This window comes from Blautia sp. XA-2221 (assembly GCF_028767025.1).
Classification (GTDB): domain Bacteria; phylum Bacillota; class Clostridia; order Lachnospirales; family Lachnospiraceae; genus Blautia_A.
Genome location: NZ_JAJQXX010000005.1, coordinates 197011 through 209171 on the forward strand (window position 1 = coordinate 197011; position 12161 = coordinate 209171).

The 12161-nt window shown below is 43.2% G+C and carries 16 protein-coding genes; 13 read left to right on the forward strand and 3 right to left on the reverse strand.

Going from position 1 to position 12161, the window contains the following annotated elements; translation table 11 throughout:
• The first annotated feature begins 2 nt into the window (after positions 1–2).
• The 4 genes from LU279_RS06570 to LU279_RS06585 are packed head-to-tail and all read left to right on the forward strand — an operon-like array spanning position 3 to position 1900.
• Positions 3–314 (forward strand): hypothetical protein, encoded by a 312-nt coding sequence (locus tag LU279_RS06570; RefSeq protein WP_274421733.1) that lies wholly within the window; start codon positions 3–5, stop codon positions 312–314.
• Between the two features lie 4 nt (positions 315–318).
• Positions 319–1314, forward strand: coding sequence for a DUF2953 domain-containing protein (locus LU279_RS06575; protein WP_274421734.1), 996 nt, complete (start codon positions 319–321; stop codon positions 1312–1314).
• A 2-nt stretch (positions 1315–1316) separates the two neighbouring features.
• Complete coding sequence (locus LU279_RS06580; RefSeq protein ID WP_274421735.1) at positions 1317–1685, forward strand: GerW family sporulation protein; 369 nt, start codon at positions 1317–1319, stop codon at positions 1683–1685.
• Between the two features lie 32 nt (positions 1686–1717).
• A complete protein-coding gene (locus tag LU279_RS06585) occupies positions 1718–1900 on the forward strand; it encodes a hypothetical protein (RefSeq protein ID WP_274421736.1) in 183 nt (60 codons plus the stop codon).
• 44 nt (positions 1901–1944) lie between these two features.
• On the opposite strand, the gene rpmB is transcribed toward LU279_RS06585, so the two are convergent.
• Positions 1945–2133, reverse strand: coding sequence for a 50S ribosomal protein L28 (gene rpmB / locus LU279_RS06590; RefSeq protein WP_022067408.1), 189 nt, complete (start codon positions 2131–2133; stop codon positions 1945–1947).
• A 155-nt stretch (positions 2134–2288) separates the two neighbouring features.
• Between rpmB and LU279_RS06595 the strand changes: the two genes are divergently transcribed.
• From LU279_RS06595 to LU279_RS06610, 4 genes are all read left to right on the forward strand, one after another.
• Positions 2289–2648 carry an Asp23/Gls24 family envelope stress response protein gene (locus tag LU279_RS06595; RefSeq protein WP_138270230.1) on the forward strand — a complete coding sequence of 120 codons (360 nt, stop codon included), beginning with the start codon at positions 2289–2291 and terminating at the stop codon, positions 2646–2648.
• 21 nt (positions 2649–2669) lie between these two features.
• A complete protein-coding gene (locus tag LU279_RS06600) occupies positions 2670–4322 on the forward strand; it encodes a DAK2 domain-containing protein (RefSeq protein ID WP_274421775.1) in 1653 nt (550 codons plus the stop codon).
• Between the two features lies 1 nt (position 4323).
• On the forward strand, positions 4324–6375 hold the full coding sequence (gene recG, locus LU279_RS06605) for an ATP-dependent DNA helicase RecG (protein WP_274421737.1): 2052 nt from the start codon (positions 4324–4326) through the stop codon (positions 6373–6375).
• Between the two features lie 112 nt (positions 6376–6487).
• On the forward strand, positions 6488–6928 hold the full coding sequence (locus LU279_RS06610) for a DUF6465 family protein (protein WP_274421738.1): 441 nt from the start codon (positions 6488–6490) through the stop codon (positions 6926–6928).
• A 60-nt stretch (positions 6929–6988) separates the two neighbouring features.
• On the opposite strand, the gene LU279_RS06615 is transcribed toward LU279_RS06610, so the two are convergent.
• Complete coding sequence (locus LU279_RS06615; RefSeq protein WP_274421739.1) at positions 6989–7216, reverse strand: alpha/beta-type small acid-soluble spore protein; 228 nt, start codon at positions 7214–7216, stop codon at positions 6989–6991.
• A 260-nt stretch (positions 7217–7476) separates the two neighbouring features.
• Here LU279_RS06615 and LU279_RS06620 point away from each other — a divergent pair, with 260 nt between their 5' ends.
• From LU279_RS06620 to LU279_RS06635, 4 genes are read left to right on the forward strand one after another with little or no spacing between them, the layout of a single operon-like run.
• A complete protein-coding gene (locus LU279_RS06620; RefSeq protein WP_022067414.1) occupies positions 7477–7872 on the forward strand; it encodes a methylglyoxal synthase in 396 nt (131 codons plus the stop codon).
• Entirely contained in the window at positions 7869–8423 is a 555-nt protein-coding gene (gene rsmD, locus LU279_RS06625; protein ID WP_274421741.1) for a 16S rRNA (guanine(966)-N(2))-methyltransferase RsmD, read from the forward strand. The genes LU279_RS06620 and rsmD overlap by 4 nt, the downstream gene beginning before the upstream one ends.
• 8 nt (positions 8424–8431) lie before the next feature.
• Positions 8432–8926 (forward strand): pantetheine-phosphate adenylyltransferase, encoded by a 495-nt coding sequence (gene coaD, locus LU279_RS06630; protein ID WP_274421743.1) that lies wholly within the window; start codon positions 8432–8434, stop codon positions 8924–8926.
• Between the two features lie 12 nt (positions 8927–8938).
• Positions 8939–9568: an ATPase gene (locus tag LU279_RS06635; protein ID WP_274421744.1), complete on the forward strand. Its 630-nt coding sequence runs from the start codon at positions 8939–8941 to the stop codon at positions 9566–9568.
• Here LU279_RS06635 and LU279_RS06640 read toward each other — a convergent pair.
• On the reverse strand, positions 9545–10486 hold the full coding sequence (locus tag LU279_RS06640; protein ID WP_274421746.1) for a nucleoside recognition domain-containing protein: 942 nt from the start codon (positions 10484–10486) through the stop codon (positions 9545–9547). The two genes, LU279_RS06635 and LU279_RS06640, sit on opposite strands and share 24 nt — an antisense overlap.
• 88 nt (positions 10487–10574) lie before the next feature.
• On the opposite strand from LU279_RS06640, the gene LU279_RS06645 reads away from it, so the two are divergent.
• Positions 10575–12020 (forward strand): aminoacyl-histidine dipeptidase, encoded by a 1446-nt coding sequence (locus LU279_RS06645; protein ID WP_274421748.1) that lies wholly within the window; start codon positions 10575–10577, stop codon positions 12018–12020.
• Positions 12021–12161 lie beyond the last annotated feature (141 nt).

Sequence of the window (12161 nt, forward strand, 5' to 3'; positions counted from 1 at the left end):
AAATGCTGAAATGGTATGACCATTATTACGTAGGGGAACAGGTACGTGATGAAAGCGCTGTCCATGAGAAACTGGATGCAGGGAAACTTGTACCCGGAATTTATCTGGTGACTTTTTCGGACAACCCTCATAACATTCTGGAGATTCTCCCGGCTGTGACTCTGTTCCAGAAAACTGCTGCCCGGCTGTGTCCTGAGATCGTAGGCATTGCAAAAGGCATGGATGAGGCCATGGAGCTAGTACAAATGATCGTTCAGACTGTGTATGAGGAAACAGGGGATGTCCTGGTGGAAGAATATTTAAAAAACAGGTGAAGGCATGTTACATATCTTATGGATGCTGATAAAATTGATATTGATCCTTCTGGGAACAGTTTTGGGACTGGCAGCGCTTGTTCTTGTTCTGCTTTTGTTTTGCCCTGTCAGGTACAGTGCTGAGGCAGTAAAGGAAACATCTTCCTTTAAAGAAGCGGAAGCTACGGTTCGTATAAGCTGGTTGTTCGGAGGTCTTTCTTTTCGAGTGGAACGGTCCGGGGGAGAAAACATTCAGGAAGTTCGGATCCTGGGATTTCCGATTTTGAGCTTTTTGAAGAAACGCAGAGAAAAAAAGGTCGCTGCGGAAAAATCCCGCTCGGTCAGGAACCGTATTTTGCCTGAGCGGTCGGCTGAAAATTTGCTGTCCGAGACAGAAACATCCATCTTTGAAACGAAAATATCCATACCAGAGGAAGAGAAAAACAATCTTTCCTGCAGTTCTGATCCAATAAAGGAAGAAAAAGAGCCTGAACCGGAAACTTCTGATTTTAGAGAAAAACAAGAGGGGATCCGTTCTGAAACAACGAATAAAATATCAGTAATTCTGGATAAACTAAAGGCAATCCTGAATAAGCTTGTGCAGATTCCTTCTATGCTTCGCAGGATTCCATTAACAATCCAGAGGATTTATGCTAAGATAGACTGGTACAAACAGTTTTTTGACCATCCCAGGACAAAAGAAGCGGTGAACCTGGTTCTTGACCGGAGCAAAAAACTGCTGCATCATATATTTCCCAAGAAGATCAAAGGACAGGTGACCTTTGGAAGTGAGGATCCTTCCATAACCGGAACCGCTCTTGCTGTTCTGGGAATGACAATGCCGTTCCACAAAAACAAAGTGAAGATTATTCCTGTTTTTGATAATCAGAATATTCTGAAGGGAAATATAAAAATAAAAGGCAGGATTTACGGCTTTGTACCGGTGAAAATACTAACAGAGCTTTATTTTAATAAAAATATCAAATATATCATCAGCCGATGGAAGCATAAGGAGGTCTGAAAATGGCAAACGAAAATAATTTTAAGGATACGGTGAATTCTCTTTTTAAAGGACTGGATACTTTTATTTCTGCAAAAACTGTAGTGGGAGAAGCGGTACATGTAGGTGATACGATCATTCTTCCTCTGGTAGACGTTACCTTTGGTGTTGGCGCCGGAGCCTTTGAGGGAGATAAAAAAAGCAATGGCGGCGGTGGAATGACCGGAAAGATGACGCCAAGCGCTGTGCTTGTGATCCAGAATGGAACCACAAAACTGGTAAACATCAAAAATCAGGACGGACTTACAAAAATTCTTGATATGGTGCCAGATTTTGTGGACAGATTTGCTGCAGGTAAAGAAAATAGTGAGTCTGTAAATGAAGAAATCTGATTTTGCAGTTGTTTTTGTGTTCCCGGAAGTGTTTGCCGCATAAGATAGTACAGACCAGAGAGAAAAGGTTGTGCGATGTGGGAAGACTTCTGGGACTGATGCTTTTTTGTATAGGGATTGGAATGGTGATCGGGATGCTGATCGCTGAAAGTGTGATTATTGTGATCGCAGCAGGTCTTTGCCTGCTTTGCGGATATCATATGTTCTGCAGATAAAAAATTCCCCACGCTATTGCGAGGGGAATTTTTAAATTTGAGTTTTATGCTCTTTCAACTTTTCCGGATCTCAGACAAGAAGTACATACATACATCTTTTTAGCTCCGCCTGTAGCAGTTTTAACTTTTACAGACTTTACGTTGGATTTCCACATTTTATTGGATCTTCTATGGGAATGACTTACATTATTTCCGAAGTGAGCACCTTTTTCACAGATTGCACATTTAGCCATGATAGCACCTCCTTGACGCTTTTTTTCAACAGATTTTATTTTAACAGATGAAAAAGGCTTTTGCAAGCAAAAAAAGGAAAAATATAAAAATAATATTCCTTTTTCCGTGAAAAAAGGTTATAATACATACATATTAAAAAAATGGAGGTACCTATATGAATGGACGTATAGATTCCGGACTCGGACAGATAGTGATTGACACCGATGTGATTGCAACCTATGCAGGCAGTGTGGCAGTGGAATGTTTCGGCATTATCGGCATGGCTGCTGTCAGCATGAAGGATGGTCTTGTCAAGCTGCTCCACAGAGACAGTCTGAAACATGGTATCAGTGTGATCATTACAGAAGAAAACAAAATCCGTCTGAATTTCCACGTGATTGTGGCTTACGGTATCAATATCAGCACGATTGCGGACAACCTTGTCAGCAATGTCAAATATAAGGTAGAAGCTTTTACCGGCATGGAAATTGAAAAGATCAACATCTATGTGGAAGGCGTACGTGCAATAGACTAAGTTTATGAGGAGGAACTTGTGGTGAGTATAAAAACCATAGATGCAAAAACACTGGCTAAAATGTTTCTGGCAGGAGCCAGAAATCTGGAGGCAAAAAAAGAATGGATCAATGAACTGAATGTTTTCCCTGTACCCGATGGAGATACAGGAACCAATATGACCATGACGATCATGTCCGCAGCTTCTGAAGTAAGCTCTCTTGAAGAATTTGATATGGAAACTCTGGCAAAAGCCATTTCTTCCGGTTCCCTTCGCGGCGCAAGAGGAAACTCCGGAGTTATCCTTTCCCAGCTTTTAAGAGGATTTACAAAAAGTGTAAAAAAAGCAGAGCGTCTGGATGCCCTTGCTCTTGCAGCTGCCATGGAACGGGCGGTGGAAACTGCATACAAAGCTGTTATGAAACCAAAGGAAGGAACTATTCTTACTGTTGCAAAAGAGGCTGCGCTGAAAGCTGCGGAGATTGCTCCTGAAGCAGAAGAACTTCAGCCGTTTTTTGAGGAGGTATTTGCTCATGCGGAGGCAACTCTTGCCAGAACTCCGGAAATGCTTCCTGTTCTGAAAGAAGCCGGAGTGGTGGATTCCGGCGGACAGGGACTTCTGGAAGTGCTGAGAGGCGCCATGGACGGATTCCTTGGTAAGGAAATTGACTATTCTGTTTTTGAAAAGAGCAGTGCGCCTGCTGTAACAAAAATTTCTCCTCAGGCTGAGGCAGACATCAAATTTGGCTATTGTACAGAGTTTATTATTCTTCTGGACAAAGCTGTTTCAGAGGAAGAGGAACATAAGTTTAAAGAATTTCTTACTTCTATCGGTGATTCCATTGTTCTGGTTGCAGATGATGAGATCATTAAAGTACATGTACACACCAATCACCCAGGACAGGCCATTGAACGGGCTCTGACCTACGGCGCTCTTTCCAGAATGAAAATTGACAATATGCGGGAGGAGCATCAGGAAAGACTGATCAAGGATGCGGAAAAGCTTGCCAGAGAGCAGGAAGAGGCGCAGCCGCCAAAGGAAAACGGATTTATTGCAGTTTCAGCAGGCAGCGGACTTACAGAGATCTTCCGTGAGCTGGGCGTTGACTATCTTATTGAGGGTGGACAGACCATGAACCCAAGTACGGAGGATATGCTGAACGCTATTGCGAAAGTAAATGCAGAGACCATTTATATTTTCCCGAATAATAAAAATATTATCCTTGCTGCAAATCAGGCCCGTGACCTGACTAAGGATAAAAAGATCATCGTTGTTCCAACAAAGACGGTTCCTCAGGGAATCACTGCCATGATCAGCTTTGTTCCGGAAAAATCAGCAGAAGAAAACGCGCAGGAAATGGAAGAGGCAATCTCCAAGGTTCAGACCGGTCAGATTACCTATGCAGTTCGGGATACTCGTCTTGATGATAAAGAGATCCATGAGGGAGACATCATGGGAATCGGAGACAGAGGAATTCTCGCTGTAGGAAAAGATAAGGAACAGGTTGCTCAGGATACCATCTCTGCCATGATGACAGAAGATGCGGAAGTGATCAGTATTTATTACGGAGAAGATGCTTCTGAGGAAAAGGCAGAGGAACTTGCCGCTGCCGTGGAAGAGCTTTATCCTGAATGTGAAGTAGAGCTTAACAGAGGCGGACAGCCAATTTATTATTACATTATTTCTGTAGAGTAAAATGGGAGAAAGTTTAAGAACTCTGAAAGGTGTGGGAGAAAAAACGGAGAAGCTGTTTCAGAAAATAGGCATTTCTGATACGGAATCTCTTCTCCGGTATTATCCCCGGAATTATGACGAGTATGAAACGCCGGCAGATATTGCAGATCTTAAGGAGGGGACGGTAAAAGCCGTCTCCGCTGCAGTATGTTCCGGCGTTTATGTAAATCCGGTAAGGGGAAAACAGGTGATTTCCGTTACGGTGTGCGACAGCAGCGGACGACTTCCTGTTACCTGGTTTAATGCATCCTACCTGAAAAACACGCTGAAAAAGGGAAGTGTTTTTGTATTCAGGGGAAGGGTGATCAGACGACAGGGTAAGCTTCAGATGGAACATCCTGAAATTTTTACCCCTGCTGCCTACGAGGAGATACTGCACAGCCTTCAGCCGGTTTATGGACTTACAGCAGGACTTTCCAATAAGACAGTGGTGAAGCTGCTTCATCAGCTTCTGAAGCAGCAGTCTTTGAAAAGCGAATATCTCCCGGAAGAAATCAGGCAAAAATATCAGCTTTCAGATATTAATTATGCGCTTCGCACCATTCATTTCCCAAAAAATATGGATGAGCTTCTGGTGTCCAGGAAAAGGCTGGTGTTTGATGAGTTTCTGTTTTTTATCCTTTCTGTTCAGTTGCTGAAAGAAAAAACAGAAGAGGCAGTAAATTTGTTCCCCATGGAAAAAACATGGACAACAGAGCAGGTTATCGAAAATCTTCCTTACAGGCTTACCGGGGCTCAGCTGAATACCTGGCATGAGATCGAACGGGATCTTTCCGGCCAGTCGCTGATGTCCAGACTGGTGCAGGGAGATGTGGGAAGTGGAAAAACAATCCTTGCCTTCCTTGCCATGATCCTGACTTTTGAAAACGGATATCAGTCTGCACTTATGGTGCCTACAGAGGTTCTTGCCCGCCAGCATTTTGAAGCTTTTCAGACACTTGTCCGGGAACAGGGACTGGATATTCCGGCTGTTCTTCTTACCGGATCCAATACGGCAAAGGAAAAAAGACTGATCTATGAGGAAATCAGGCAGGGAAAGGCGTCTGTGATCATAGGAACTCATGCGTTGATCCAGGAGGCGGTACAGTACCGTAACCTTGCGCTTGTGATCACAGATGAACAGCATCGTTTTGGGGTAAAGCAGAGAGAAGCTCTCGCAACCAGAGGGAATCCTCCCAATATTCTTGTTATGAGTGCAACACCTATCCCCAGAACTCTTGCGATCATTCTGTACGGAGATCTGGATATTTCTGTGATTGATGAGCTGCCGGCCAGAAGACTTCCTATAAAAAACTGTGTTGTAGATACATCCTACCGCCCAAAAGCCTATCGTTTTATTGAACGTCAGGTCAGGGAAGGCAGGCAGGCATATGTGATCTGCCCTATGGTAGAAGAAAGCGAGGGCATGGAAGCGGAAAATGTCCTGGATTATACAAAAAAATTAAAAGAAGCTTTGCCGGAGGATATTTCCGTGGAGTTTCTGCATGGAAAAATGAAACCAAAGGAAAAAAACAGGATCATGGAGGAATTTGCAGCCGGAAACATCCAGGTACTTGTTTCCACAACCGTTGTGGAGGTAGGCGTCAATGTTCCAAACGCAACGGTGATGATGATAGAGAATGCCGAGCGCTTTGGTCTTGCCCAGCTTCATCAGCTGCGGGGACGGGTAGGGCGCGGAGAACATCAGTCTTACTGCATTTTTATTCAGGGCAGTCAGGAAAGCACAATTTCCAAGCGTCTGGAGATTCTTGGGAAATCAAACGATGGTTTTTATATTGCGGCAGAAGATCTGAAGCTTCGGGGTCCTGGAGATCTGTTCGGTATCCGTCAGAGCGGTCTGATGGAATTTCGTATCGGAGATATCTATAATGATGCGAATATTCTGCAGACTGCCAGCGAAGCTGCCGCACAGATACTTGCTCTCGATCCTGATCTTTCTCTGGAACAGGATCGCCTTCTTAAAGAACAGCTTGATTCCTGCAGAAAAGACGGACCGGAAAATTTTGGACTTTAGAAGATACAATCTGCAATATCAGGACTTTAGCGAAATAAATTGTTGCAAAAAAACAAAAAACGTAGTATTCTAGTACCGTAATAATTTTATTTCACCTTGTAAGGAGGCTATTATGGCTACAAAAACAACAAAGAAAGCAGAACCTAAGACAACAACTGCAAAAACAGCTATGGAAAAAGAGGCTCCTGCAAATATTGCTGCAGAACTGGAAAAAACGGATGCAGCTGCAGTTAAAAAAACTACAGAAAAAACAACTGTCAGAAAGACAACAGCTGCAAAGAAAACTACGGAAAAGAAACCTGCTGTGAAAAAAACGCCTGTAAAAAGAACTGCGGCGAAAAAAACAGCAGCAGTAAATACGGAAGTATATGTACAGTTCTGGGGTAAAGAGGTATATACAAAGGATATAGTGGAAAGCGTTAAAAAGATTTGGACTGACGAGATGGGCAAAAAAGAATCAGATCTGAAAGACCTGAAAGTATACATTAAGCCGGAAGACAATGGAGCACATTATGTCATTAACGGCGACATTACAGGCTTCCTTGGTTTATAAGAAACAGAAAAAAGCTCAGGAGACAGTTTTGTCACCTGAGCTTTTCTTCTGGTCGTTTTATTAGAACTGGCTGTTCTGAGCGCTGCCGGACATCTGGCGTTCCTGTTCAGCGATCATTTTACGGACCATTTCGCCGCCTACAGATCCGTTCTGTTTGGATGTCAGGTTTCCGTTGTAACCATCAGTAAGCGGTACTCCAAGCTCATTGGCAACCTCAAATTTAAAACGGTTAAGAGCACCTTTTGCTTCCGGTACAGTTGCTTTGTTAGAAGAATTTGTGTTTGACATGATTCATTTCCTCCTTGGTTGTTTTTGTTATTTGGATGTTACACTGGTAGTATGTGAAATTTGCGGAATAATACACTAGAATATACTGTCTTTGTTTCCAGAATCTTGAAATTATTAATTTTCTGTGAATTTTGTATATTCTATAAGATTTAATTGCGTTTTTTTTGGACATTTGTTATAATATCAAGGGAAATAAAGAATGTGTAAGGGACAAAATAAAGAAACTATAAAATGTATTGGTGAGAATGGAGAGATGATCAATGAATTTAGGAATCATTGCACACAACAGTAAAAAAGTACTTATTGAAGATTTTTGTATCGCTTATAAGAATATTCTCGCTAAGCATGAAGTTTATGCTACGGGAACCACCGGAAGAAGGATCGAGGAGGCCACAAACCTGCATGTGCATAAATTTCTTGCAGGGAGCATAGGCGGTGACAAACAGTTTATGGAAATGATCGAGCGCCAGGATCTTGACATGGTGATCCTGTTCTACAATCCGGCAATGCTTGATCCCAAGGAGCCGGATATCGCAGCCATTACCATGCGCTGTGACCAGTATAATATACCTGTAGCTACCAATATAGCTACAGCAGAACTTCTGATCCTCGGACTTGCTCGCGGGGATCTGGATTGGAGACTTAATCTTAAATGAGAGTAATTGCAGGAAAAGCCCGCCGTCTTCCTTTGAAGACATTGCCGGGTTCGGATACACGGCCCACAACGGACCGTATAAAAGAAACTTTATTTAATATACTTCAGCCGGAAATACCGGACTGCTCTTTTCTGGATCTTTTTAGCGGAAGTGGTGCGATTGGTATCGAGGCGTTAAGCAGAGGTGCTGCATCTGCTGTTTTTGTAGAAAAAAATCCCAAAGCCTGCTCATGTATCAGAGAAAATCTGACATTTACAAAACTTGCGGAAAATGGTAAACTGTTAGCCATGGATGCATTACAGGCACTGCGTTCCCTGGAGGGACGCCAGACGTTTGACTGCATTTTTATGGATCCGCCTTACGAAAAAGACCTGGAACGTCAGGTTCTGGAATATCTGGCGGAAAGTACACTGGCAGATGAACATACGCTGATCATAGTCGAGGCAGATCTTCATACAGATTTTTCCTATGCGGAAGAAATCGGTTATCAGATCAGCCGCTCAAAAGAATATAAGACAAACAAGCATGTTTTTCTGTACAGAAGAAAGTGAGAACATACATGGTAACAGCAGTTTATCCGGGAAGCTTTGATCCTGCCACCTACGGTCATCTGGATGTGATCCGCAGGGCCAGCGTTTCTTTTGACAGAGTAGTAGTGGGAGTTTTGCATAATTCTGCAAAAAGTCCGTTGTTTTCTGTGGAAGAACGTGTTAATATATTAGAAAAGGCAACAAAGGACATCCCGAATGTTATTATAAAGCCATTTAATGGGCTTTCTGTTAATTTTGCAAAAGAGAATGAAGCCCAGGTTATTGTGCGCGGACTTCGTGCAGTTACAGACTTTGAATATGAGTTGCAGATGGCACAGACAAACCGCGTTCTGGCACCGGATGTAGATACCGTGTTCCTGACCACCAGTCTGGAATATGCATATGTCAGCTCTACGATCATGAAAGAGGTTGCCCGCTTTGGCGGTGATTTGTCTAATTTCGCACCGCCTGAGATTATTCAGGCCCTGCATTCCAAGATGCAGGAACAAAATGAAGAGAAATAAGGAGAATGTACAATGAGCAGCAGAATTGAACAGATTATTAATGATATTGAGGAATTTATAGACAGTTGTAAATACCAGCCTTTGTCTAATACAAAGATTATTGTAAACAGAGACGAAATTGATGAGCTGATAAAAGAACTTCGTCTGAAAACTCCGGATGAGATCAGACGTTACCAGAAGATCATCAGCAACAAGGATGCGATTCTGGAGGATGCTCAGGCTAAGGCAGATGCGATCATTGCAGATGCTCAGGCCAAGGCTCAGGAGCTTGTCACTCAGCATGAGATCATGCAGAAGGCCTATGCACAGGCAAATGATACAATTAATGCAGCCAATAAGCAGGCTCAGGAAATCCTTGATTCCGCCACACAGGATGCAAACAGTATTCGTCTCAGTGCGATTACTTATACCGACGATATGATGGCAAGCATCGGGTCTGTTCTGAATCAGACATTTGAGGACGCCGGCGGTAAATACAAGAGTTTTATCGAAGCCCTTCAGACCTGTCTGGATGTTGTGAATCAGAACCGTCAGGAACTTGCTCCTCAGACTGCACAGGCAGCTGCGATCACCGGAACCTATCACGACAGTGAACCGATTCCGGAGGATGACGAGCTGTTAGATGACCTTGATGAAAACTAAGGAACAGATAGCAGTAATTGCTGCGTTGAGGCATTTTGCAGAAATATATGGCAGCACAGAAAGATCTTCATGAAGAAGGCTTTTCGTCTGTGCGAGAATACAGACTCCGCCAAAAGCAGCCATGGGCATGGAGCAGAGATATCTGATAACAGGAGAATAACCTGATTTTGCAAGCTGATGAAGTCCGGTTGTAAGTTCCAGGGTACCCAGAAACAGATATTCTGCCATTTTCCCTGCGTTCCAGTAATGTCTGACAAAGGCAGACAGGATAGAAAACAGGAGAATATAACCGCCCAGACGGGTGATTGTTTCAAAACCATTCATAATGGAGGCATCCAGCAGAGTTCCGGTTACACCGGGCGCGGATGGCTCCTTATTTTTTTCATCAGAAAAACTGTCAGGGCTTTTTGTATGGTTTCTGTAAACAAAAAAACGAAAGATCATCATAGTAAGGAAGCTGGATAAAAGCAATGGTCCATATATAAGCCAGGGATGAAATCTGTCATTAAGACAGATATGCATCAGATATGTATAAATAAAAACAGGACTGGCATGATTGGTAAAGGTGAGAAGATATTCTGCTTCTCTGTGGCTGATTTTGCCGCAGCCATACAGATCTGAGGTGATTTTGGCACCCATGGGATAACCGCACAGAAGTCCCAGAAGCAGGGCGTAAGCTCCTGACGAAGAAATGCCGAATATATGGCTCCATACAGGAGTTAGGGGTTTCAGGAGCTTTTCGGTGATTCCTGTATGAATGAGAATTCCGGTAAGGATGATAAAAGGCAGAAGCGTAGGAAGCAGCGTGTTCAGCCACAGTTCCATACCGTCTCTTGAGGCGCTTAATGCTTCTTTTGGAAAACGCAGCAAAAACAGAAGCAGCAGGAGAGCTCCTGCTGTATAAAAAATTCGCTTCATATACAACCATCGTTTTTTCTTTAATATATGGTTTGTATTAAATAAATATGAAGAATTTTCATAATCACATGAAATGGAGGAACAGAACATGAGAGCATTGGAAAACTGTGAACCAAAACGGGTATTTTATTACTTTGAGGAGCTTTGCAAGATTCCTCATGGTTCCGGAAACACAAAGCAGATCAGCGATTATCTGGTAGGCTTTGCAAAAGAACACGGACTTGAATATGTTCAGGACGAGATGAATAATGTTGTGATCTACAAACCTGCAACAGAAGGCTATGAGGATGCGCCTGTAGTGATTCTTCAGGGACATATGGACATGGTATGTGAAAAGAGACCGGATGTGGATCACGATTTTACGAAAGATCCTTTAAACATTTCTGTAAAGGACGGATATGTGACTGCAAACGGAACAACTTTAGGCGGTGACAATGGTATTGCTGTCGCCTACGGACTTGCTCTTCTGGAAAGTACAGAGCTTGCTCATCCTGCTCTGGAGGTTCTGATCACTGTTGATGAGGAGATTGGTCTTCTTGGAGCGGAAGGCTTTGACTGCAGTCTCTTAAAAGGAAAAAGACTGATCAACCTGGATTCCGAGGCTGAGGGAAGTCTGTGGATCAGCTGTGCAGGCGGGCTTTCCGGTATCAGTACAATTCCGGTACAGAGAGTTGAGACAGAAGGACAGAAGGTGGCAGTAAAGATCACAGGTCTTATGGGAGGTCACTCAGGAGCAGAAATTGACAAAAAACGTGCCAATGCCAATGTTCTGATGGGAAGATTTCTTTACACACTTCAGAAAGAAGCAGCTTATGAGATCATTTCTCTGGCAGGCGGACAGAAAGACAATGCCATTACAAGAGAAGCGGATGCAGAACTTCTTGTTGAGGACGTAAATGCAGTAAAGGCATGTGCGGAAAAAGTCCAGAAGGGATTCCGCGAGGAGTATGCAGGAACAGACGAGGGCATCACAATTGAAATTACAGATCTGGGTGCTGCATCTGCAAAAGTTCTTCATCCTACAAGCAGAGAAAAAGTTCTGTTTTTCCTGATGGAGGTTCCTTTTGGCATCCAGAAAATGAGCGGAAGTATTGAAGGTCTTGTGGAAACTTCTACCAATATTGGAATCGTGAAGACTGGAGAAAATGAATTTCTGGGAACCTCCAGTGTCAGAAGCTCTGTGGAGGCAGCAGGAGCAGCTCTTTCTGATAAGATCTGCTATCTGACAGAATTTCTTGGAGGAGATTACACGGTTCAGGGAGCTTATCCGGCATGGGAATACCGGAAAGATTCTCCGCTGAGAGATCGTATGGTTGAAGTTTATGAGGAAATGTACGGGGAAAAACCAAATGTTGTGGCAATCCATGCAGGACTTGAGTGCGGTCTGTTCTACAAAAAAATTGAAGGACTGGACTGTGTTTCCCTGGGACCGAACATGAAAGATATTCATACCTCTGAGGAAGTTCTTGATATTGCTTCCACAGAGCGCGTATGGAAATATCTTGTAAAAGTTCTGGAATCCCTGAAAAAATAAAAAAAGTAAAAATTACCGTTCTGTGTAAAGAATTTTATCCGGAGTACACCTGGTGGTGTTTTGCATGGAAGCATTCGGAGAAAATGATGAATCTGTGGAGTAAAAGATAATACGGTATATAAGCGCCGCTGTGGAGGGAGA